The sequence below is a fragment of the Escherichia sp. MOD1-EC6475 genome (assembly GCF_003046645.1).
Taxonomy (GTDB): domain Bacteria; phylum Pseudomonadota; class Gammaproteobacteria; order Enterobacterales; family Enterobacteriaceae; genus Escherichia; species Escherichia ruysiae.
In genome coordinates this window covers 1-22,405 of the sequence record NZ_PZKQ01000022.1, presented here as the reverse complement: position 1 = coordinate 22,405, position 22,405 = coordinate 1, and the positions used below count along the sequence as shown (strand labels likewise).

The window sequence follows — 22,405 nt, the reverse complement described above, 5'->3', positions numbered from 1 at the left end:
TACAATGTCGGGATTTTCGATGAAACGTGTTTCTCAAATGACCGCGCTGGCAATGGCTTTAGGGCTGGCTTGCGCTTCTTCGTGGGCCGCTGAACTGGCGAAGCCTCTTACTTTTGACCAGCTTCAACAACAAAATGGCAAAGCGATAGATACTCGCCCCAGCGCGTTTTATAACGGCTGGCCACAAACTTTAAATGGCCCTTCCGGTCATGAACCTGCCGCCTTAAACCTTTCTGCAAGCTGGCTCGACAAAATGAGCGCCGAACAGCTCAACGAGTGGATCAAGCAACATAACCTGAAAGCCGATGTGCCGGTGGCGTTATACGGTAATGACAAAGACGTCGAAGCCGTCAAAACGCGTCTGCAAAAAGCAGGCTTTACGCATATCTCCATCCTGAGTGACGCGCTAAGCGAACCTTCCCGCCTGCAAAAACTGCCGCACTTTGAGCAACTGGTTTACCCGCAATGGCTGCATGACCTGCAACAAGGTAAAGAGGTTACGGCAAAACCTGCCGGTGACTGGAAAGTCATTGAAGCAGCCTGGGGCGCACCAAAGTTTTACCTTATCAGCCATATTCCCGGCGCTGACTACATCGATACCAACGAAGTTGAAAGCGAACCGCTGTGGAACAAAGTTTCTGATGAGCAACTGAAAGCGATGCTGGCAAAGCACGGCATTCGCCATGACACCACGGTCATTCTGTACGGGCGAGACGTTTACGCCGCAGCGCGCGTGGCACAGATTATGCTGTACGCAGGCGTGAAAGATGTGCGCCTGCTGGATGGCGGCTGGCAAACGTGGTCTGATGCGGGGCTGCCCGTTGAGCGCGGTACGCCACCGAAAGTGAAAGCAGAGCCTGACTTCGGCGTGAAGATCCCGGCGCAACCGCAACTGATGCTCGATATGGAGCAGGCACGTGGACTACTGCATCGTCAGGATGCTTCACTGGTAAGCATTCGTTCGTGGCCAGAATTTATCGGTACGACCAGCGGTTACAGCTACATCAAGCCAAAAGGTGAAATAGCCGGAGCACGTTGGGGACACGCTGGTAGCGACTCGACGCATATGGAAGATTTCCATAACCCAGATGGCACCATGCGTAGCGCCGATGATATTACCGCTATGTGGAAAGCATGGAATATCAAACCAGATCAACAAGTCTCGTTCTATTGCGGCACCGGCTGGCGCGCCTCAGAAACCTTTATGTATGCGCGCGCAATGGGCTGGAAGAATGTCTCCGTTTACGACGGCGGCTGGTATGAATGGAGCAGCGATCCGAAAAATCCGGTAGCAACCGGTGAACGCGCCCCGGACAGTAGCAAATAACACGGCAATTACTGACGCTGAAGCGACTTCAGCGTCAGATACCCACTCCACACTCGCGTAAATGTCGTCATCCAACACAGCGCGCCAAAAATCCACGCAAACCACGAGAAATACGCCGGAAAGAGGCAACTCAGGACAAACAGCAAAATCGTCTCGCTGCCTTCGGTTAATCCCCCCAGATAGTAAAAAGATTTATGTGCATAGCCGGGGTTATCAATCTGGTGCTTCGCCGCCAGCGCAGCAAACGCGAGAAAACTGCTGCCCGTGCCGATAAACGCAAACAACAGCCAGCCTCCGGCCAGCGCGTTTTGTTCTGGTGCGGCGAGAATAAAACCAAACGGCACCAGCGCGTAAAAGAGGAAATCGAGAGATATATCAAGAAAACCGCCTGCGTCAGTTAACCCTCTGCGCCTCGCCAGTGCGCCGTCCAGACCATCAAGCAACCTGTTCAGCAAAATAGCAATCAGCGCCGCCAGATACCATCCCAGTGCCAGAAACGGCAATGCCAGCACACCGATGGCAAACCCCACTAACGTTAAACCATCTGGCGTTATACCGGGTCTATCAAGAACCCGCACGCACTGATGCAACAACGGTTTAATTCGCGGATGAAGATGGCGGTCTAACACGGGCACTCCTTAAATATAAAGCCCTTCTGATCGGGCAACAGTGCGGATATTATGGCATTTTTCGCTTATCTGCCCGTGGGTAATTTATGAAAATGATTGAAGTGGTTGCCGCCATTATCGAACGGGATGGCAAAATTTTACTCGCACAACGCCCCGCCCATAGCGATCAGGCGGGGTTATGGGAGTTTGCCGGTGGCAAAGTCGAACCGGATGAAAGTCAGCCACAGGCGCTGGTACGGGAATTGCGCGAAGAACTGGGCATTGACGCAACGGTTGGTGAATATGTTGCCAGCCATCAGCGGGAAGTGTCTGGCCGGATTATCCATCTTCATGCCTGGCACGTACCGGACTTCCACGGTACGTTACAGGCACACGAACATCAGGCGCTGGTCTGGTGTCTGCCAGAGGAAGCATTGCAATATCCGCTGGCTCCTGCTGATGTTCCACTACTTCATGCGTTTATGGCTTTACGCGCCGCCAGACCAGCGGATTGGTGCTAATGGTTTTGTCATCCCGCTGGCATTGCAGCAGTATCCCCTCCGCTTTAATCACTGCGCCCTCCGAATAATTTTGATCCTGATAAACGCAGCACTGGTTACAGGGCTGCGCCGATTTCCCGCCAGAACTAAACACCTCCGGCGGCACATTCACTTCCACATCCGGACGATATTGCGGGTTAGCCAGCGCAAATAATGGAAATACCAACGCTACGGCGAGTAATGCTCGACTCACAGGAAACTCCTTATTTTTCGTTGCCTCTGGTACTGATAACGGTAACCAGGCGGGAAAACTTTAGCGTCTGGTTGCCGGAGGCGGCGTGAACGCCTTATCCGCCTACGGATCACTCTTGAAAATGCGCCCGGTTTTCCAGGTCTGATAAAACGCACCTGACATTAGGTGACTTTTATAACTTCCATACATTATTAATTTGCTTTCCGGTGTCATTTTTTTCTTGCTTACCGTCACATTCTTGATGGTATAGTCGAAAACTGCAAAAGCACATGACATAAACAACATAAGCACAATCGTATTAATATATAAGGGTTTTATATCTATGGATCAGACATATTCTCTGGAGTCATTCCTCAACCATGTCCAAAAGCGCGACCCGAATCAAACCGAGTTCGCGCAAGCCGTTCGTGAAGTAATGACCACTCTCTGGCCTTTTCTTGAACAAAATCCAAAATATCGCCAGATGTCGTTACTGGAGCGCCTGGTTGAACCGGAGCGCGTGATCCAGTTTCGCGTAGTGTGGGTTGATGATCGCAATCAGGTACAAGTTAACCGCGCCTGGCGTGTCCAGTTCAGCTCCGCCATCGGTCCGTATAAAGGTGGTATGCGTTTCCATCCGTCCGTAAACCTCTCCATTCTTAAATTCCTCGGCTTCGAGCAAACCTTTAAAAATGCCCTGACTACCCTGCCGATGGGTGGTGGTAAAGGCGGCAGCGATTTCGATCCAAAAGGGAAAAGCGAAGGCGAAGTGATGCGTTTCTGCCAGGCGCTGATGACCGAACTGTACCGTCACCTGGGTGCAGATACCGACGTTCCGGCGGGCGATATCGGCGTTGGTGGGCGTGAAGTCGGCTTTATGGCGGGGATGATGAAAAAGCTCTCCAACAATACCGCCTGCGTCTTCACCGGCAAGGGGCTATCTTTTGGCGGCAGTCTGATTCGCCCGGAAGCTACCGGTTACGGTCTGGTTTATTTCACGGAAGCGATGCTGAAACGCCACGGTATGGGTTTTGAAGGAATGCGTGTTTCCGTTTCTGGCTCCGGCAACGTCGCCCAGTACGCTATCGAAAAAGCGATGGAATTTGGTGCTCGCGTGGTTACAGCATCAGACTCCAGCGGCACCGTGGTTGATGAAAGCGGATTCACGAAAGAGAAACTGGCGCGTCTTATCGAAATCAAATCCAGCCGCGATGGTCGCGTGGCAGATTACGCCAAAGAATTTGGTCTGGTCTATCTCGAAGGCCAACAGCCGTGGTCTGTGCCGGTGGATATCGCCCTGCCATGCGCGACCCAGAACGAACTGGATGTAGACGCCGCGCACCAACTTATCGCTAATGGTGTTAAAGCGGTGGCGGAAGGGGCAAATATGCCAACGACCATCGAAGCGACTGAACTGTTCCAGCAGGCAGGTGTACTGTTTGCACCGGGTAAAGCGGCCAACGCTGGCGGCGTTGCGACATCGGGGCTGGAAATGGCGCAAAACGCTGCGCGTCTGGGCTGGAAAGCCGAGAAAGTTGATGCGCGTTTACACCATATTATGCTGGATATCCACCACGCTTGTGTTGAACACGGTGGTGAAGGTGAGCAAACCAACTACGTGCAGGGCGCGAATATTGCAGGCTTTGTGAAGGTTGCCGATGCGATGCTGGCGCAGGGTGTGATTTAAGTTATCCGGCCTACGAAAACCTACAGATCTGTAGGCCTGATAAGACGCGCAAGCGTCGCATCAGGCGTTTGTGCCGGATGCGGCGTAAACGCCTTATCCGGCCTACGAAAAGTGCTGTATCAGTGAGTTGGAATTCTGGCATCCGGCCTATGTTATCACTCCACTGCCCGCTTCATCTGCTGGCGGGCTTTTTTTCGCCGCTCGCTTGCGTGGAGCAGCCTTTTTCTTATCACCACTACCGCCACTGCCCGGAGCGACTATGCCGCGAAACTGTCGCACCGGCGTACGTTTTGCCTGATCAATCAATTGGTAAAGCGTCCCCACCAGCGGCTGCATAAAGTCCTGGTAGCGACACTGCTTTTCGCTGATTTGCGTCAGCACCGATTCCCAGTGCGCGGTCATGTCCGGTCGCGTCGCCATTTCTGGCAGCGAATGGAATAACGCTTTTCCGGCGTCGGTGGAGTGGATGTAGCGCCCTTTTTTGGTCAGGAAACCACGCTTGAACAGCAGTTCAATAATCCCGGCTCGCGTTGCTTCTGTCCCCAGGCCATCGGTCGCACGAAGGATCTTTTTCAGATCTTTGTCCTGCACAAAGCGCGCGATCCCGGTCATCGCTGAAAGCAGCGTTGCATCGGTGAAATGACGTGGTGGCTGAGTTTGCCGCTCTACCACTTCACCTTTTTCACACAATAACTCATCGCCTTTCGCTACCACCGGCAGCGGTGTACCATCGTTTTCTTCATCACGCTCTTTGCTGCCTAACAGCGTGCGCCAGCCCGCTTCAGCAAGAAAACGGGCTTTAGCGACAAATTTTCCTTTGGCAATGTCCAGTTCGATAACACATTTGCGGAACACCGCATCCGGACAGAACTGCATCAAATACTGACGGGCAATCAGGTTATAGACCTTCGCTTCGTTCTCCGTCAGGTTGATGGCAGAACTCCGCGCGGTTGGGATGATGGCGTGGTGTGCATCGACCTTTTTGTCATCCCAGCAGCGGTTGCGTAAATTCGGATCAACCACCGGCTGCGGTAACAAGCCCGGCGCATGAACGCTGATAGCATTCATCACCGCCTGACGTCCGGCAAAATGTTCTTCCGGCAAATAACGACAATCGGAACGCGGATAAGTGATCAGTTTGTGCGTTTCGTACAGCTTCTGGCAGATATCAAGTACGTTCTGCGCACTCAGACCAAAGCGTTTTGCCGCTTCAATCTGCAACGCCGAAAGCGAAAACGGCAACGGCGCGGATTCTGATTCCCGTTTATCGTTATAGCTGGTGACAATCGCCGGTTGGCCGCTGATGCGGTTGACCACATGCTCCGCCAGCGGACGATGCAACAAGCGCCCTTCTTCATCCTGGTACGGCTCACACGCTTCGCTCGGTTGCCAGATAGCGGTAAATCGCTCATCGGCAGGCGTCACAATATGCGCTTTGACCTCAAAGAAATCTTTCGCCACGAAGTTTTCAATTTCTTCGTCGCGGCGCACCACCAGCCCGAGCACGGGCGTCTGCACGCGTCCAACGGAAAGTACGCCCTGATAACCCGCATTGCGACCGAGAATGGTGTACGCGCGGGTCATATTGATGCCGTATAACCAGTCGGCACGCGCTCGCGCCAGCGCAGAAACGCATAGCGGCACAAACTCGCTATTGGAACGAAGACGATCGATCGCCCGTTCAACCGCCTGCGGGTTCAGATCGTTAATCAAGCAACGCTGCACCTGCTGGCGCTTTTCCGGTGCCAGTTGCAGGTAATCCAGCACTTCATCCACCAGCAATTGCCCTTCGCGATCCGGGTCTCCGGCATGAACAATTTCGCTGGCTTCATGCAGAAAGCGTTTGATGACGTTAAGTTGTTTGGTCACGGAGGGGCGTGGCTGTAATTGCCACTTTTCCGGGACAATCGGCAAATCCGCAAGATTCCAGCGCGCATAGCGACTGTCGTAGGCGTCTGGCTGCGCCTGCTCAAGCAGGTGACCAATACACCAGGTCACCACCTGACCGTTACCGCACTCGATAAAGCCATCGCCTTTACGGTGCGGTTTGGGCAGGACATCAGCAATAGCGCGCGCCAGACTCGGTTTTTCGGCAATAAATAACCGCATTGAATTAACGGATCTCAACCATGGCACGACCGCCGCGCGCAGGCACCAGTTCGCCAATCGCCGTCAGTTCGATACCAAATTCAGCAGCGGTAGCTTTTACTTCGTTTTCAGCCTCTGGCATCACCGCCAGCAGCAGACCGCCGGAAGTTTGCGGATCGCACAGCAGATCGCGCACTTCACGTGGCATTTCGCCCATCAGATGACCGTAGCTGGCAAAGTTGCGTTCGGTGCCGCCAGGTACTGCGCCCAGCTTAATGTACTCTTCCACGCCCGGCAGTTTCGGGATCGCGTCATAGTCGACACGTGCCTGTACGCCTGCGCCCTGACACATTTCGCTCAAATGCCCCAGCAGACCAAAACCAGTAACGTCAGTCATCGCTTTTACGCCTTCGATGTTGGCAAAGGACGCGCCTGCGATGTTCATCCGGCACATCACTTCCGTCGCCAGTCCCTGATGTTCCGGTTTCAGGAGTGATTTTTTCTCCGCAGTGGTAAGAACGCCAATCCCCAGCGGTTTCGTCAGGAACAGTTTACATCCGGCTTGTGCGGTACTGTTTTTCTTCACCCGCTCAGTCGGAACGATCCCCGTTACCGCCAGACCGAAAATCGGTTCCGGCGCGTCGATGGAGTGACCGCCAGCCAGCGCAATACCCGCCTGACGACATGCGTAGCGACCACCTTCGGTGACTTCGCGGGCAATTTCCGGGGACAGTTTGTTAATCGGCCAGCCGAGGATCGCAATTGCCATAATCGGTTTGCCGCCCATCGCGAAGATATCGCTGATGGCGTTAGTCGCCGCAATGCGACCAAAATCGAAAGGATTATCAACAATCGGCATAAAGAAGTCGGTGGTGCTGATAACGCTGGTGCCATTGCCCAGATCGTACACCGCCGCATCGTCGCGGGTTTCGTTACCCACAAGCAAATTCGGATCAACAAACTTCGCCTGCTCGCTGTGCAGGATAGTTTCCAGCACTTTTGGGGAAATTTTACAGCCGCAACCGGCTCCGTGGCTGTATTGGGTCAAACGAATCGAGTTCTCGCTCATGGACATCTCCTGTCAATGCAATCCGGGTATGGTAACCCTCATTCCGTGAAGTGATAAGTGAGAGTGTCTGAATTACTGCGCCTTTGCTCACAATCCACACAGTTTTGCCGTTTTTATCAAAAATAAGTCACAAACGGTGTCGGGTCCGGAATGTTTATCGACGTTGACGCTTTCAGTTGTGGCGTACCAAGATAGAGAAATCCAACAATTTTATCCTGCTCGCGACAGCCGAATGCGTCACGCACCACCGGGCTTTCAGTTAATGCGCCACTGCGCCAGATGCCGCCAAAGCCCTGGGCAATCGCCGCCATTTGCATTGCCATAACCGCGCAACCCGCCGACATTTCCTGTTCCCAGCGCGGGACTTTATGATTTTCTTCGCATTTCGCCACCACTGTTATGATGAGCGGCGCCCGGAACGGCGCATTACGCGCTTTGTCGATTGCTTTTTCATCGCTACCGGCAGCAATCGCCCCCTGTTCCAGAACGGCGCTGAAACGCTCACGCCCTTCCCCTTCAATCACAAAGAAATGCCACGGTTGCATGGATTTATGGTCTGGCGCACGCATACCCGCGCGCAGGATATTTTGCAGTTGCTCACCCGTTGGCGCTGGCTCAGCCAGACGGGAGGCGCTACGGCGGTTGATCAATAGTTCGAGTGCATCCATTTGATTAACTCCTGTCATGATGTTTATTCACAAAATTAACACGAGAGTGGATTTTGTTACAGCACAGTCCATGATTCCTGCTGACAAGTGCCGGTTGGGTCATTACGATAACCACATCACTTGCACCTGCAACAGGTGTAACTTTTAGTCTGGGAGAATACATGCGAACCCTTTGGCGATTTATTGCCGGATTTTTTAAATGGACGTGGCGTCTGCTGAATTTTGTCCGTGAAATGGTACTTAACCTGTTCTTTATTTTTCTCGTGCTGGTTGGCGTTGGGATCTGGATGCAGGTCAGCGGTGGTGATTCGAAAGAAACCGCCAGTCGTGGCGCACTGCTGCTTGATATTTCTGGCGTGATCGTCGATAAGCCCGACAGTTCGCAGCGGTTTAGTAAGTTAAGCCGTCAGCTGCTTGGTGCCAGTTCCGATCGTCTGCAGGAAAACTCGCTGTTTGATATCGTCAACACTATTCGTCAGGCGAAGGACGACCGCAATATCACCGGTATCGTGATGGATCTGAAAAACTTCGCGGGCGGCGATCAGCCTTCCATGCAGTACATCGGCAAAGCTCTGAAAGAGTTTCGTGACAGCGGTAAACCGGTTTATGCCATTGGCGAGAACTACAGTCAGGGGCAGTATTATCTTGCCAGTTTCGCCAATAAAATCTGGCTTTCCCCGCAAGGTGTGGTCGACCTACATGGCCTTGCCACCAACGGTCTGTACTACAAATCGTTGTTGGATAAGTTAAAAGTTTCCACTCATGTGTTCCGCGTTGGTACGTATAAATCTGCCGTTGAACCGTTTATTCGTGATGATATGTCACCGGCAGCCCGCGAAGCTGACAGCCGCTGGATTGGTGAGCTGTGGCAAAACTATCTTAATACCGTTGCAGCTAACCGCCAGATCCCTGCCCAGCAGGTATTCCCTGGGGCGCAAGGTTTGCTTGATGGTTTAACCAAAACTGGCGGCGATACCGCGAAGTATGCGCTGGATAACAAACTGGTGGATGCGCTGGCGTCAAGTGCCGAAATCGAAAAAGCCCTGACCAAAGAGTTCGGCTGGAGTAAGGCGGATAAAAATTATCGCGCCATTAGCTATTACGATTACGCACTGAAAACTCCGGCAGATAGCGGTGATGGCATCGGTGTAGTGTTTGCCAATGGTGCAATTATGGATGGCGAGGAAACTCAGGGGAATGTAGGCGGTGATACCACTGCGGCACAAATCCGCGATGCTCGTCTTGATCCAAAAGTGAAAGCGATTGTTCTGCGCGTTAATAGCCCTGGCGGCAGCGTTACGGCCTCTGAGGTGATCCGCTCTGAACTGGCAGCAGCCAGAGCAGCGGGCAAACCTGTGGTTGTGTCAATGGGCGGCATGGCGGCATCCGGCGGCTATTGGATCTCCACTCCGGCTAATTACATTGTGGCTAACCCCAGCACCCTGACCGGCTCTATTGGTATTTTCGGCGTGATCACTACCGTCGAAAACAGTCTGGATTCGATTGGTGTTCATACCGATGGCGTCTCAACTTCACCGCTGGCGGATGTTTCCATCACTAAAGCACTGCCGCCGGAAGCGCAGCAGATGATGCAGCTAAGCATTGAGAATGGCTACAAACGCTTTATCACGCTGGTTGCCGATGCGCGCAAATCGACGCCGGAACAGATTGATAAAATCGCTCAGGGGCACGTCTGGACTGGTCAGGATGCGAAAGCTAACGGCCTGGTCGATAGCCTCGGTGATTTCGATGATGCGGTCGCAAAAGCGGCAGAACTGGCAAAACTGAAGCAGTGGCATCTGGAATATTACGTCGATGAACCGACCTTCTTCGACAAAGTGATGGACAACATGTCAGGTTCTGTCCGGGCGATGTTGCCAGATGCGCTCCAGGCCATGTTACCTGCCCCACTGGCTTCGGTAGCCTCTACCGTGAAAAGCGAAAGCGACAAGCTGGCAGCGTTTAACGACCCGCAAAACCGTTATGCGTTTTGCCTGACCTGCGCCAACGTGCGTTAATTTCTGTAAATATGTGGCCGATATGTTGTCGGCCACATTCCTGAACCGGACTGTCTTTCACTCCCACCCTCCATTACATTGCCTTGCTCATTTAGCATCTGATAAGGAGTCATCAGTGAATAAGGCACCCTCTTTAATTGCCGCTATTGTCCTCGGACTGGGGATCAGCGCCTGTGGTTATTTCGTCGGCGATGGTGTTAAACATTTAAAGACCAACAACCGCTATGTAAACGTGCGGGGGCTTTCGGAAAAAGAAGTTCGCGCAGATACGGCAGAATTAACAATTGCGATTAACTTTAAAGGTAATGTTCCCGGCGAGCTTTTCCCAAAACTGGAAGACGCACAGAAAAAAATTGTTGCCGAACTCAACGCTCAGGGGATTAACGACAAAGAGATAAACCTCGGTCAGTGGACCAGTAAACGAACGGATTCCTTTTATCTCAAAGATGATCCCACAATGCCACGCTATAACGCCGACGGCTCCGTTACGATAAAAACTCATAACGTTGCTGCTGTCGAAAAAGTTGTCGCTAAATTAAATGAACTGCAAGTTGCTACGGATGGCGCTATCGCCGAGAGCAAAGTCGCCTATCGCTTTAATGGTATTGGCGCACTGCGCGCCGAGATGATTGCTGCCGCCACCAAAGATGCACGCAACGCAGCATTACAATTTGCAACGGACTCAGGTAGCCAGGTAGGTTCCATTAGCGATGCATCACAAGGCGTATTCCAGATCTTCGCCAGTGGCAGTGACGAAGATGATCCTACGGCGATTAATAAAACAGTGCGCGTAGTCACGACCGTAACCTATGCGTTGCAGGATTAACCACTTTTATCCGGCGGGACGCCAGTTCCTCTGTTCCGCCGTACTTTTCTCATATCCACAGAGTATCCAGGTGCGCTCCCCCTGCCTCACGTATATACTTTTGCTCTTTCTACATCATTCATATCAATATCATGCAAAAGAAATCTATCTATGTCGCCTACACGGGCGGGACCATCGGGATGCAGCGTTCCGAGCAGGGTTATATTCCGGTGTCAGGTCATTTGCAACGCCAACTGGCGCTGATGCCGGAGTTCCATCGCCCGGAGATGCCAGATTTCACTATTCATGAATATACACCGCTGATGGATTCTTCTGATATGACGCCGGAAGACTGGCAGCATATTGCTGAAGATATTAAAGCGCACTATGACGACTATGATGGTTTTGTCATTCTGCACGGCACCGATACGATGGCCTATACCGCTTCTGCGCTGTCGTTCATGCTGGAGAACCTCGGCAAACCGGTAATTGTGACAGGGTCACAAATTCCCTTAGCCGAATTACGCTCTGACGGACAAATCAATTTGCTGAATGCGCTGTATGTTGCGGCGAATTACCCGATCAACGAAGTAACACTCTTTTTTAATAACCGTCTGTATCGCGGTAACCGCACCACCAAAGCCCATGCCGATGGTTTTGATGCCTTTGCGTCACCAAATCTTCCCCCATTGCTGGAAGCCGGTATTCACATCCGTCGTTTAAATACGCCCCCAGCACCGCACGGCGAAGGTGAACTGATCGTTCATCCGATCACCCCACAACCGATCGGTGTGGTAACAATTTATCCGGGGATTTCTGCTGACGTTGTGCGCAATTTCCTCCGCCAACCGGTGAAGGCGTTGATTTTGCGCTCATATGGCGTGGGCAATGCGCCACAAAACAAAGCCTTCCTGCAAGAATTACAAGAGGCCAGCGATCGCGGTATTGTGGTGGTCAACCTGACACAATGTATGTCCGGTAAAGTGAACATGGGGGGTTACGCTACCGGTAACGCCCTCGCCCATGCCGGGGTTATTGGCGGCGCGGATATGACTGTAGAAGCCACATTAACCAAACTGCACTACCTGCTTAGCCAGGGACTGGATACCGAAACCATTCGTAAGGCCATGAGCCAAAACCTGCGCGGCGAACTGACGCCGGATGATTAAGGAGACTGCAATGCCCCATCGCGCCCTGTTACTGGTCGATTTACAAAATGATTTCTGTGCTGGTGGCGCGCTCGCCGTACCGGAAGGTGACAGCACAGTGGATGTTGCTAACCGCCTTATTGACTGGTGCCAGTCGCGCGGAGAAGCGGTTATTGCCAGTCAGGACTGGCACCCGGCTAACCATGGCAGTTTTGCCAGCCAGCACGGTGTAGAGCCTTATACGCAGGGGCAACTCGACGGCCTGCCGCAAACTTTCTGGCCTGAACACTGTGTGCAGAACAGTGAAGGCGCACAATTACATCCGTTACTGAATCAAAAAGCGATCGCCGCTGTGTTCCATAAAGGCGAAAACCCTTTAGTTGACAGTTATAGTGCTTTTTTTGATAACGGACGTCGGCAGAAAACCGCGCTTGATGACTGGTTGCGCGAACATGAAATCAATGAATTGATCGTTATGGGGCTGGCTACCGACTATTGCGTGAAGTTTACCGTGCTGGACGCATTGCAGGCAGGTTATAGCGTGAACGTGATTACCGATGGCTGTCGCGGCGTGAATATCCAGCCACAGGACAGTGCGCACGCGTTTATGGAGATGTCAGCGGCTGGGGCAACGCTATACACGCTGGCGGACTGGGAAGAGACGCAGGGATAATTTTACGCTGGCCTACAATACTGTACTGATGTTGTAGGCCAGATAAAGTGCGGCAGCGGTGCCTCTGGCATGTTGGTTGTTAAATCAAACAACCAACACGTGACAGTAAAGATTATCCCCTCCCTTCGTAAACGCTCTACAAAGGGGACAATTCATTCACTTAAACATGGCAATTGGTTTTGCCGTGATACCAAAATCTTCTTTCAACTGTTGTTTGCTCTTCATGACCATCTGACCGTTCGTATCGATAGTCATATGTTGCGCATCGGTATTGTTTCGCGCTTGCCACAGCATCACCAGTTGCAAACAGTTCTCTTTTTGTTCTTCGGTCAATGCAACACCATCTGGCCATTTACCCAGTTCAACGGCTGTCGATAAACGCTGGTAAACCTCAGGCGTCATACTGTTGATTATTTCATCAAGATTCATAATTTTCCCGCTCCTGTGGAATAAGTTGCTGAATCGTTTTTTCAACCGTTGATTTCTTCGCCATTTTCGTCATCAGTAAAGCGCAACGATGCCGAGTTAACACAATAACGTTCGCCTGTGGGTTGTGGGCCGTCGGGAAAAACATGGCCCAGATGAGCATCACAGTTTCCACAACGAATTTCTATCCGCTGCATTCCATGTGACAAGTCTTTGATATAACGGATTGAATCTTCACTCACCGGCTCATAAAAACTGGGCCAGCCACAGCCTGAATCATACTTGGTTTGAGAATGAAACAGAGGGGCGTCGCAGATCAAACAGTGGTAAATGCCGTCGCGCTTATTATGCAATAAACGTCCAGTAAATGGCGGCTCCGTCCCGTGATTCTGTGTCACGTAAAACTGCATCTCGGACAAATTTTTTTTCAGTTCTTCTGCCGAAGGTTTGTTAGCCATTTGCTCACATCTCACTTTAATCACGCTCACATTACGTGACTTATTCTAACAAAACATTAACACCAACTCGCAAAATTTTGTTCTAAACTTGATCTCAACGAAATGGCAGCACTTAAAACGTGATAAAAATCACATTTTTATCGTAATTGCCCTTTAAAATTCTGGGCGCCGACCCCATGTGGTCTCAAGCCCAAAGGAAGAGTGAGGCGAGTCAGTCGCGTAATGCTTAGGCACAGGATTGATTTGTCGCAATGATTGACACGATTCCGCTTGACGCTGCGTAAGGTTTTTGTAATTTTACAGGCAACCTTTTATTCACTAACAAATAGCTGGTGGAATATATGACTATCAAAGTAGGTATCAACGGTTTTGGCCGTATCGGTCGCATTGTTTTCCGTGCTGCTCAGAAACGTTCTGACATCGAGATCGTTGCAATCAACGACCTGTTAGACGCTGATTACATGGCATACATGCTGAAATATGACTCCACTCACGGTCGTTTCGACGGCACCGTTGAAGTGAAAGACGGTCATCTGATCGTTAACGGTAAAAAAATCCGTGTTACCGCTGAACGTGATCCGGCTAACCTGAAATGGGACGAAGTTGGTGTTGACGTTGTCGCTGAAGCAACCGGTCTGTTCCTGACTGACGAAACTGCTCGTAAACACATCACCGCTGGTGCGAAAAAAGTGGTTATGACTGGTCCGTCTAAAGACAACACTCCGATGTTCGTTAAAGGCGCTAACTTCGACAAATATGCTGGCCAGGACATCGTTTCCAACGCTTCCTGCACCACCAACTGCCTGGCTCCGCTGGCTAAAGTTATCAACGATAACTTCGGCATCATCGAAGGTCTGATGACCACCGTTCACGCTACTACCGCTACTCAGAAAACCGTTGATGGCCCGTCTCACAAAGACTGGCGCGGCGGCCGTGGCGCTTCCCAGAACATCATCCCGTCCTCTACCGGTGCTGCTAAAGCTGTAGGTAAAGTACTGCCAGAACTGAATGGCAAACTGACTGGTATGGCGTTCCGCGTTCCGACCCCGAACGTATCCGTAGTTGACCTGACCGTTCGTCTGGAAAAAGCTGCAACTTACGAGCAGATCAAAGCTGCCGTTAAAGCTGCTGCTGAAGGCGAAATGAAAGGCGTTCTGGGCTACACCGAAGATGACGTAGTATCTACCGATTTCAACGGCGAAGTTTGCACTTCCGTGTTCGATGCTAAAGCTGGTATCGCTCTGAACGACAACTTCGTGAAACTGGTATCCTGGTACGACAACGAAACCGGTTACTCCAACAAAGTTCTGGATCTGATCGCTCACATCTCCAAATAAGTTGAGATGACTTTGTGATCTAAAAAGAGCGACTTCGGTCGCTCTTTTTTTTACCTGATGAAATGAAGTTAAAGGACTGCGTCATGATTAAGAAAATTTTCGCCCTTCCGGTCATCGAACAAATTTCCCCTGTCCTCTCCCGTCGTAAACTGGATGAACTGGACCTCATTGTGGTCGATCATCCCCAGGTAAAAGCCTCTTTTGCATTACAGGGCGCACACCTTCTCTCATGGAAGCCTGCGGGTGAAGAAGACGTTCTGTGGTTGAGCAATAACACTCCGTTCAAAAATGGCGTCGCCATTCGCGGTGGCGTGCCAGTTTGCTGGCCGTGGTTTGGTCCGGCAGCACAACAAGGTCTGCCTGCGCACGGTTTTGCCCGTAATCTGCCGTGGACGCTGAAATCGCATAGTGAAGATGCCGATAGCGTGACACTGACTTTCGAACTGACGCAAAGCGACGAGACGAAAAAATACTGGTCGCACGACTTTACGCTGTTAGCGCATTTCCGCGTGGGTAAAACCTGTGAAATCGATCTTGAAGCGAATGGCGAATTTGAAACCACCTCTGCTCTGCATACCTACTTTAACGTGGGTGATATTGCTAAGGTAAGCGTCAGTGGTCTGGGCGATCGCTTCATTGATAAAGTGAATGACGCGAAAGAAGATGTACTGACCGACGGTGTTCAGACCTTCCCTGATCGTACCGATCGCGTGTACCTGAATCCGCAAGATTGCAGTGTGATTAATGACGAAGCGTTGAATCGTATTATTACCGTTGGTCACCAGCATCATCTGAACGTCGTCGGCTGGAACCCAGGCCCGGCTCTTTCAGTCAGCATGGGCGATATGCCAGATGATGGTTATAAAACCTTTGTCTGCGTAGAAACCGCTTACGCCTCTGAGACACAAAAAACGACCAAAGAGCAACCTTCACATCTGGCACAATCCATTCGCGTTGCGAAACGCTAATTTGTGCTAGTTTTATATGCCGGGTGCGATGCATCCGGCATTTCCCAACATCACACCATATCCAGCGCAGTTTTACCTTTTGGTGCCGGATACGCTTCATCCAGCATGGCTAATTCCTCTGACGAAAGCACAACCTCAAGCACTGCTGCATTTTGTTGAACATGCGCGATAGTTGCCGCTTTTGGAATCGCCATCACGCCCTGATGGCTGATTACCCACGCCAGCAATACTTGTGCCGCGCTGATATTGTGAGCTTGCGCAATTTCATTGACCACCGCGTTTTTTAGCAGCCCATTGCGCAACCGCCCGGCCTGGGCTAACGGACTGTAAGCCATCACTGGCATCTGCTGTTGCTGGCACCAGGGGAGTAGATCATACTCAATCCCTCGTGAGCCGAGATGATAAAGCACCTGATTAGTGGCACACTGATTTCCTCCCGGCACCTGCCAGAGCTCCTGCATGTCAGAATAATCAAGATTAGAAACACCCCAGCGACGGATTTTGCCCTGAGCGATCAGTTTTTCCATCGCTGCGACAGTCTCTTCAAAAGCGAAACTGCCAGACCAGTGTAATAAGTAAAGATCGAGATAATCCGTATTGAGTCGGCGTAAACTGGCTTCACATGCGTTAATCGCTTTTTGTCCGCCGGCATTCCACGGATAGACTTTAGAGACGAGAAAGACTTTATCACGCAGACCGGTTAATGCTTCACCGACCACCTTCTCGGCACCGCCATCGGCATACATTTCGGCGGTATCAATGAGGGTTAAACCGAGGTCAATGCCCGCGCGTAGTGCAGCCACTTCGGTTTTGCGCTGGCTGGCGTCTTCGCCCATATACCATGTTCCCTGCCCTACGGCTGGCAGTGAGACATCGCCACTAAACGGAATCATTTTTCGTTGCATTGTTTCCTCCAGGTTTTTGCCCCACCGTAATGCAAAACAGGGCGTCACGCCCTGTTTTTATGCACAAAATGCCCTGGAAAGATGCATTATCAGAATTTGTAGGTGATCCCGGTAGAAATCAGACCAGTCCAGGATTTATCCACCATCGGGCTGTCGGTAACTTCATCAGACAGACGGGTGTAGCGTGCGGTGCCGTAAACACTCCAGTCGCCGAGGAAGTTATAGCTGGCACTCAGCTCCAGGTAAGGACTCCAGCTGTCATTCGGGTTATAGCCACGCAGACCGCTGCGAGCGGATTCTTTGCGCGATACGCCATAATAGTATTCGTTATGGTTTTCGCTGTTCCACTGCACACCGATACCCGGAGTCACGGTCAGGCCGCCGTTGGTGTAACGGTACAACCAGGCCATATCCCACACGATACCGTTGCTGTTATCCAGTGTGTCGCCTGCCAAAGTGGTACGCAGATAACCGTACTGGGTAAAGTGTGCGTAGGACAGACCGGCCATCATGGTGCTCTTACGGTCATCCAGGTGGCGCATTTGGTGATCGCCACTGTCTTTGGCTTTGAAGTAAAGCGGCGACCAGTAAGCGGTAATTGAAAGTTTATCCGTTGCGTCATTCCACAGGTAGTAACCACCACCTAAGCCACGGAACCAGAAGTTATCGCCTTCATAGTTGATTACCGGTACTGGGTAAACATCGGTATCGTAATCTTTATAGGGGTGTTCAACGACACCTACGCCTGCGCCCAGGGAAAAACCTTCAGCGTGCGCTACGCCTGCAGACGTTGCGATAAGCACTCCAAGTGCCAGAAGTTTGAGTTTGGTCACAATTAATCATTCCTTAAACAAATGTTTAGCGGGCGACAAAGTTTACCCGTCAATACATCGAAACCCAACCTTTTTACATTTTCATTTCTAAAGGTAACTGTTTAATTTTCCTGACGCTGATGACATCGGGCTTACACCTGAATGAATTTTGCGTTACTGGCGGCAATATTCTTTACATTAATTATGCAATTTTTATGGATGAGTTGTTGATATGCCATTGAAATCCAGAAAGCCATGCAGGCAAGTTTTCCATTTGCCATCTACGCTTAATTTTGAAGGTGTATCACCGGGCACGTTGTTCTCGCAGTCGGTAAGATGGCATGAGAGTTGCTGTGTTTTAGCAAGAGACGTCGTTCAGTTTACCTCTTCCGGGAGCCTCTACTATTCATATGAACGGCTCTTAACCTGTGCTAAAAAACGAAAGGACGGCATACCATGAATATATTCGATCACTATCGCCAGCGATATGAAGCTGCCAAGGACGAAGAGTTCACACTGCAGGAGTTTCTTACCACTTGTCGGCAAGATCGCAGTGCTTATGCCAACGCGGCTGAGCGGCTATTGATGGCTATTGGTGAGCCAGTCATGGTCGATACGGCCCAGGAGCCCAGACTTTCTCGACTCTTTTCCAACCGGGTCATTGCACGTTATCCGGCGTTTGAAGAGTTTTACGGCATGGAAGACGCGATTGAACAGATTGTCTCTTATCTGAAACACGCGGCTCAGGGGCTGGAAGAGAAGAAACAAATCCTGTATCTGCTGGGGCCTGTAGGTGGGGGTAAATCATCGCTTGCTGAGCGACTGAAATCATTAATGCAGCTCGTGCCTATTTATGTATTGAGCGCCAACGGTGAACGCAGCCCGGTCAACGATCATCCGTTCTGTCTGTTCAATCCACAGGAAGATGCGCAGATCCTGGAAAAAGAGTATGGCATTCCTCGCCGTTACCTCGGCACCATCATGTCGCCGTGGGCTGCGAAACGTCTGCATGAGTTTGGTGGCGACATTACTAAATTCCGGGTTGTGAAGGTCTGGCCGTCTATTCTGCAACAAATTGCCATCGCCAAAACGGAACCCGGCGATGAGAATAACCAGGACATCTCCGCGCTGGTAGGGAAAGTCGATATTCGTAAACTCGAACACTACGCGCAGAACGATCCGGACGCCTATGGTTATTCTGGTGCGCTGTGTCGTGCAAACCAGGGGATCATGGAATTTGTCGAGATGTTTAAAGCACCGATAAAAGTGCTGCATCCCCTGTTGACCGCCACCCAGGAAGGTAACTACAACGGGACGGAAGGTATCTCTGCCCTGCCGTTTAACGGGATTATTCTCGCTCACTCGAACGAATCCGAATGGGTCACTTTCCGTAATAACAAAAACAACGAAGCCTTCCTCGACCGTGTTTACATCGTGAAGGTGCCGTATTGCTTGCGCATTTCCGAAGAGATCAAAATCTACGAGAAACTGCTTAATCACAGTGAATTGACTCACGCCCCATGCGCGCCTGGTACGCTTGAAACGCTGTCACGTTTTTCCATTCTTTCGCGTCTGAAAGAGCCAGAAAACTCCAGCATTTATTCAAAGATGCGCGTTTACGATGGCGAAAGCCTGAAAGATACCGACCCGAAAGCCAAGTCGTATCAGGAATATCGTGATTACGCAGGCGTCGATGAAGGGATGAACGGTCTGTCCACGCGTTTCGCGTTTAAGATCCTCTCTCGCGTGTTCAACTTCGATCACGTGGAAGTGGCGGCTAACCCGGTTCACTTGTTCTACGTTCTTGAACAGCAGATTGAGCGCGAGCAGTTCCCGCAAGAGCAGGCAGAACGCTATCTGGAGTTCCTGAAAGGTTATCTGATCCCGAAATATGCCGAGTTTATCGGTAAAGAGATCCAGACAGCTTATCTCGAATCCTATTCCGAATATGGGCAGAACATTTTCGACCGTTATGTCACCTATGCGGATTTCTGGATCCAGGATCAGGAATATCGCGACCCGGATACCGGGCAGCTGTTTGACCGCGAATCTCTTAACGCCGAGCTGGAGAAAATTGAAAAACCGGCGGGGATCAGCAATCCGAAAGATTTCCGCAACGAGATTGTCAACTTCGTGCTGCGCGCCAGGGCGAATAACAGCGGACGCAATCCGAACTGGACCAGCTACGAAAAACTGCGCACGGTTATCGAGAAGAAAATGTTCTCCAATACCGAAGAGTTGTTGCCGGTCATTTCGTTTAACGCCAAAACCTCAACCGACGAGCAGAAGAAACACGACGATTTTGTCGACCGTATGATGGAAAAAGGCTACACCCGTAAACAGGTGCGTTTACTGTGCGAATGGTATTTGCGCGTACGTAAATCGTCTTAACAACAACGGCCCGGTGTACATGTTACCGGGCCGACAACGACAGCGAACCGCAGGCCGGATAAGCGAAGCGTATCCGGCAATACAGGTGCAGCATACAGTTGGCAAATGCAGTACGGGGGGCATATGACCTGGTTTATTGACCGGCGTCTGAACGGCAAAAACAAAAGCATGGTGAATCGCCAGCGTTTTTTACGCCGTTATAAAGCGCAAATCAAACAGTCGATCTCCGAGGCCATCAATAAGCGTTCGGTGACCGACGTCGACAGCGGCGAGTCCGTTTCTATCCCAACGGAAGATATTAGCGAACCGATGTTTCATCAGGGGCGTGGCGGCCTGCGCCATCGCGTTCATCCGGGCAATGACCATTTTGTACAGAATGATCGAATTGAACGTCCCCAAGGCGGCGGCGGTGGCTCCGGCAGTGGTCAGGGTCAGGCCAGTCAGGACGGTGAAGGTCAGGATGAATTTGTCTTCCAGATTTCGAAAGACGAATATCTCGACCTGCTGTTTGAAGATTTAGCCTTACCCAATCTGAAACAAAACCAGCAACGCCAGTTGACCGAATATAAAACGCATCGGGCAGGCTACACCGCTAACGGCGTTCCTGCCAATATCAGCGTGGTGCGTTCATTGCAGAACTCACTGGCGCGACGTACCGCGATGACCGCAGGCAAGCGGCGGGAACTTCATGCTCTGGAAGAAAATCTGGCCATCATCAGCAACAGTGAACCTGCGCAATTGCTGGAAGAGGAACGGCTGCGCAAAGAGATTGCCGAATTACGCGCCAAAATTGAACGTGTTCCGTTCATCGACACCTTCGATTTACGTTACAAGAATTATGAGAAACGCCCCGATCCCTCCAGTCAGGCGGTGATGTTTTGCCTGATGGACGTTTCCGGGTCGATGGATCAATCCACAAAAGATATGGCCAAACGTTTTTATATATTGCTGTATCTGTTTCTCAGCAGAACATACAAGAACGTCGAAGTCGTTTATATCCGCCACCATACCCAGGCGAAAGAAGTTGATGAACATGAGTTTTTCTACTCACAGGAAACTGGCGGCACCATTGTTTCCAGCGCCCTGAAACTGATGGATGAGGTAGTGAAAGAGCGTTATAACCCGGCACAGTGGAATATCTACGCTGCACAAGCGTCGGACGGCGATAACTGGGCTGATGACTCTCCACTTTGCCATGAAATTCTGGCGAAAAAATTGTTGCCCGTTGTTCGTTATTACAGCTATATCGAAATTACCCGCCGCGCTCATCAAACATTGTGGCGGGAATATGAGCATCTGCAATCTACTTTCGAAAACTTTGCGATGCAGCATATCCGCGATCAGGATGATATTTATCCGGTGTTCCGCGAGCTATTCCATAAACAAAATGCAACTACTAAAGACTAAAACCATCAGCCGGGTCATTATTGCCTGGCTGATTTTTAGCTCACTGTAAATTAATTCATTTATTACATACGTTAGTTTACAATTTCTTTAAATATGTCGGCATCAGCTTTACAGAATTTAGTTCCATAAAAAAATCATTCGAAAAAAATAATTCTGTTAACACGTTTTTTTTCAGGGGTATTCTTTAATTATTTTTTTATCGATAAGGAAATTTGATCCTGGTCAAAACTATATATCTCTGCCATCAATAAAATCCAGCACTCACATTGCTCTCCTTTTTATGGTTTCTATGGGTACACAAAAATTAAAAGCTCAAAGCTTTTTTATTTTCAGCTTATTACTGACATTAATTTTATTTTGCATCACCACTTTATATAACGAAAACACCAATATAAAACTCATCCCGCAGATGAATTACCTGATGGTTGTTGTGGCTTTATTTTTCCTCAACTCCATCATCTTTCTTTTCATGCTAATGAAATATTTCATTAAGCGTGATATTTTCCCAACACTCATTTTAAGTCTTGCTTTTTTAAGTGGTCTTTTCTATTTAACTGAAACCATTTTCATTATTCATAAGCCTATCAATGACAGCACACTTATTCAGACGAAGTCGAATGATATTTCCATATTATATCTATTTCGCCAGCTAAGTTTCATTTGCTTAACCGCACTGGCTCTCTACTGTTATGGACGAAATAGCATCCTGACGAACAACAAGAAAAAAACCTGTATCTTGTTGCTGGCGCTGATACCTTTTATATTTTTCCCTTTTCTGGCACACAACCTGAGCAGCTATAATCCTGACTACTCTTTGTATGTCGTAGATTATTGTCCGGATAGTCATACGGCGAGCTGGGTAGACTGGCCCCCTGAAC

21 protein-coding genes are annotated in these 22,405 nt (G+C 50.4%); 12 read left to right on the top strand and 9 right to left on the bottom strand.

The features are described from left to right. Nucleotides 1-19 precede the first annotated feature (19 nt). Nucleotides 20-1,327, top strand: a complete 1,308-nt coding sequence (ynjE, locus tag A7589_RS06575) for a thiosulfate sulfurtransferase YnjE (protein WP_010356787.1) — start codon at nt 20-22, stop codon at nt 1,325-1,327. An 8-nt stretch (nt 1,328-1,335) separates the two neighbouring features. On the opposite strand, the gene A7589_RS06570 is transcribed toward ynjE, so the two are convergent. Continuing rightward, a complete protein-coding gene (locus A7589_RS06570; RefSeq protein WP_010348804.1) occupies nt 1,336-1,956 on the bottom strand; it encodes a CDP-alcohol phosphatidyltransferase family protein in 621 nt (206 codons plus the stop codon). 86 nt (nt 1,957-2,042) lie between these two features. On the opposite strand from A7589_RS06570, the gene nudG reads away from it, so the two are divergent. After that, nucleotides 2,043-2,456 (top strand): CTP pyrophosphohydrolase, encoded by a 414-nt coding sequence (gene nudG, locus A7589_RS06565; protein WP_000781862.1) that lies wholly within the window; start codon nt 2,043-2,045, stop codon nt 2,454-2,456. On the opposite strand, the gene A7589_RS06560 is transcribed toward nudG, so the two are convergent. After that, on the bottom strand, nt 2,416-2,688 hold the full coding sequence (locus tag A7589_RS06560) for a YnjH family protein (protein ID WP_000085251.1): 273 nt from the start codon (nt 2,686-2,688) through the stop codon (nt 2,416-2,418). The two genes, nudG and A7589_RS06560, sit on opposite strands and share 41 nt — an antisense overlap. Nucleotides 2,689-3,010: 322 nt before the next feature. Here A7589_RS06560 and gdhA point away from each other — a divergent pair, with 322 nt between their 5' ends. Continuing rightward, nucleotides 3,011-4,354 carry an NADP-specific glutamate dehydrogenase gene (gene gdhA, locus A7589_RS06550; RefSeq protein ID WP_000373052.1) on the top strand — a complete coding sequence of 448 codons (1,344 nt, stop codon included), beginning with the start codon at nt 3,011-3,013 and terminating at the stop codon, nt 4,352-4,354. 147 nt (nt 4,355-4,501) lie between these two features. On the opposite strand, the gene topB is transcribed toward gdhA, so the two are convergent. The 3 genes from topB to A7589_RS06530 all read right to left on the bottom strand — a co-directional run bounded on the left by topB (nt 4,502) and on the right by A7589_RS06530 (nt 8,179). After that, entirely contained in the window at nt 4,502-6,463 is a 1,962-nt protein-coding gene (gene topB, locus A7589_RS06545; RefSeq protein WP_001235828.1) for a DNA topoisomerase III, read from the bottom strand. A gap of 4 nt (nt 6,464-6,467) precedes the next feature. Continuing rightward, the gene (selD, locus tag A7589_RS06540; RefSeq protein ID WP_001298241.1) at nt 6,468-7,511 is read right to left on the bottom strand and encodes a selenide, water dikinase SelD; all 1,044 of its coding nucleotides are present in this window, start codon (nt 7,509-7,511) and stop codon (nt 6,468-6,470) included. Between the two features lie 116 nt (nt 7,512-7,627). Next, nucleotides 7,628-8,179: an NAD(P)H nitroreductase gene (locus A7589_RS06530; protein WP_000339289.1), complete on the bottom strand. Its 552-nt coding sequence runs from the start codon at nt 8,177-8,179 to the stop codon at nt 7,628-7,630. A 161-nt stretch (nt 8,180-8,340) separates the two neighbouring features. Here A7589_RS06530 and sppA point away from each other — a divergent pair, with 161 nt between their 5' ends. The 4 genes from sppA to pncA all read left to right on the top strand — a co-directional run bounded on the left by sppA (nt 8,341) and on the right by pncA (nt 12,823). Beyond that, the gene (gene sppA, locus A7589_RS06520; protein WP_001259800.1) at nt 8,341-10,197 is read left to right on the top strand and encodes a signal peptide peptidase SppA; all 1,857 of its coding nucleotides are present in this window, start codon (nt 8,341-8,343) and stop codon (nt 10,195-10,197) included. A gap of 115 nt (nt 10,198-10,312) precedes the next feature. Further along, complete coding sequence (locus tag A7589_RS06515; RefSeq protein ID WP_001030439.1) at nt 10,313-11,023, top strand: SIMPL domain-containing protein; 711 nt, start codon at nt 10,313-10,315, stop codon at nt 11,021-11,023. Between the two features lie 131 nt (nt 11,024-11,154). Further along, nucleotides 11,155-12,171 carry an asparaginase gene (gene ansA / locus A7589_RS06510; RefSeq protein WP_001170164.1) on the top strand — a complete coding sequence of 339 codons (1,017 nt, stop codon included), beginning with the start codon at nt 11,155-11,157 and terminating at the stop codon, nt 12,169-12,171. A gap of 10 nt (nt 12,172-12,181) precedes the next feature. Next, nucleotides 12,182-12,823, top strand: a complete 642-nt coding sequence (gene pncA / locus A7589_RS06505) for a bifunctional nicotinamidase/pyrazinamidase (protein ID WP_001120529.1) — start codon at nt 12,182-12,184, stop codon at nt 12,821-12,823. 156 nt (nt 12,824-12,979) lie between these two features. Here the strand turns inward: pncA and A7589_RS06500 are convergent, their stop codons facing one another. After that, the gene (locus tag A7589_RS06500; RefSeq protein ID WP_010345857.1) at nt 12,980-13,252 is read right to left on the bottom strand and encodes a YeaC family protein; all 273 of its coding nucleotides are present in this window, start codon (nt 13,250-13,252) and stop codon (nt 12,980-12,982) included. Between the two features lie 41 nt (nt 13,253-13,293). Next, nucleotides 13,294-13,707 (bottom strand): peptide-methionine (R)-S-oxide reductase MsrB, encoded by a 414-nt coding sequence (gene msrB / locus A7589_RS06495; protein WP_001284609.1) that lies wholly within the window; start codon nt 13,705-13,707, stop codon nt 13,294-13,296. A gap of 341 nt (nt 13,708-14,048) precedes the next feature. Here msrB and gapA point away from each other — a divergent pair, with 341 nt between their 5' ends. Together gapA and A7589_RS06485 are read left to right on the top strand one after the other, a co-directional pair. Then, a complete protein-coding gene (gene gapA, locus A7589_RS06490; protein WP_000153502.1) occupies nt 14,049-15,044 on the top strand; it encodes a glyceraldehyde-3-phosphate dehydrogenase in 996 nt (331 codons plus the stop codon). Between the two features lie 83 nt (nt 15,045-15,127). Continuing rightward, nucleotides 15,128-16,012 carry a D-hexose-6-phosphate mutarotase gene (locus A7589_RS06485; protein WP_010354164.1) on the top strand — a complete coding sequence of 295 codons (885 nt, stop codon included), beginning with the start codon at nt 15,128-15,130 and terminating at the stop codon, nt 16,010-16,012. A 50-nt stretch (nt 16,013-16,062) separates the two neighbouring features. Here the strand turns inward: A7589_RS06485 and yeaE are convergent, their stop codons facing one another. Both yeaE and mipA read right to left on the bottom strand, forming a co-directional pair. Then, nucleotides 16,063-16,917, bottom strand: coding sequence for a methylglyoxal reductase YeaE (gene yeaE, locus A7589_RS06480; RefSeq protein ID WP_001189129.1), 855 nt, complete (start codon nt 16,915-16,917; stop codon nt 16,063-16,065). A gap of 89 nt (nt 16,918-17,006) precedes the next feature. After that, the gene (gene mipA / locus A7589_RS06475; protein ID WP_000163764.1) at nt 17,007-17,750 is read right to left on the bottom strand and encodes a scaffolding protein MipA; all 744 of its coding nucleotides are present in this window, start codon (nt 17,748-17,750) and stop codon (nt 17,007-17,009) included. Nucleotides 17,751-18,185: 435 nt separating this feature from the next. Between mipA and yeaG the strand changes: the two genes are divergently transcribed. The 3 genes from yeaG to A7589_RS06460 form a co-directional block, all read left to right on the top strand. Next, nucleotides 18,186-20,120, top strand: coding sequence for a protein kinase YeaG (gene yeaG, locus A7589_RS06470; protein WP_001019882.1), 1,935 nt, complete (start codon nt 18,186-18,188; stop codon nt 20,118-20,120). A gap of 123 nt (nt 20,121-20,243) precedes the next feature. Beyond that, nucleotides 20,244-21,527 carry a YeaH/YhbH family protein gene (locus A7589_RS06465; RefSeq protein WP_000219690.1) on the top strand — a complete coding sequence of 428 codons (1,284 nt, stop codon included), beginning with the start codon at nt 20,244-20,246 and terminating at the stop codon, nt 21,525-21,527. 280 nt (nt 21,528-21,807) lie between these two features. After that, nucleotides 21,808-22,405: MASE4 domain-containing protein (locus A7589_RS06460; RefSeq protein ID WP_201261855.1), on the top strand; the 598-nt coding region annotated here is incomplete at its 3' end.

Coding starts and splice junctions, on each gene's coding strand:
- ynjE (WP_010356787.1), top strand. CDS start 20: ATGAAACGTGTTTCTCAAATGACCGCGCTGGCAATGGCTTTAGGGCTG.
- nudG (WP_000781862.1), top strand. CDS start 2,043: ATGAAAATGATTGAAGTGGTTGCCGCCATTATCGAACGGGATGGCAAA.
- gdhA (WP_000373052.1), top strand. CDS start 3,011: ATGGATCAGACATATTCTCTGGAGTCATTCCTCAACCATGTCCAAAAG.
- topB (WP_001235828.1), bottom strand. CDS start 6,463: ATGCGGTTATTTATTGCCGAAAAACCGAGTCTGGCGCGCGCTATTGCT.
- selD (WP_001298241.1), bottom strand. CDS start 7,511: ATGAGCGAGAACTCGATTCGTTTGACCCAATACAGCCACGGAGCCGGT.
- A7589_RS06530 (WP_000339289.1), bottom strand. CDS start 8,179: ATGGATGCACTCGAACTATTGATCAACCGCCGTAGCGCCTCCCGTCTG.
- sppA (WP_001259800.1), top strand. CDS start 8,341: ATGCGAACCCTTTGGCGATTTATTGCCGGATTTTTTAAATGGACGTGG.
- ansA (WP_001170164.1), top strand. CDS start 11,155: ATGCAAAAGAAATCTATCTATGTCGCCTACACGGGCGGGACCATCGGG.
- pncA (WP_001120529.1), top strand. CDS start 12,182: ATGCCCCATCGCGCCCTGTTACTGGTCGATTTACAAAATGATTTCTGT.
- A7589_RS06500 (WP_010345857.1), bottom strand. CDS start 13,252: ATGAATCTTGATGAAATAATCAACAGTATGACGCCTGAGGTTTACCAG.
- msrB (WP_001284609.1), bottom strand. CDS start 13,707: ATGGCTAACAAACCTTCGGCAGAAGAACTGAAAAAAAATTTGTCCGAG.
- gapA (WP_000153502.1), top strand. CDS start 14,049: ATGACTATCAAAGTAGGTATCAACGGTTTTGGCCGTATCGGTCGCATT.
- A7589_RS06485 (WP_010354164.1), top strand. CDS start 15,128: ATGATTAAGAAAATTTTCGCCCTTCCGGTCATCGAACAAATTTCCCCT.
- yeaE (WP_001189129.1), bottom strand. CDS start 16,917: ATGCAACGAAAAATGATTCCGTTTAGTGGCGATGTCTCACTGCCAGCC.
- yeaG (WP_001019882.1), top strand. CDS start 18,186: ATGAATATATTCGATCACTATCGCCAGCGATATGAAGCTGCCAAGGAC.
- A7589_RS06465 (WP_000219690.1), top strand. CDS start 20,244: ATGACCTGGTTTATTGACCGGCGTCTGAACGGCAAAAACAAAAGCATG.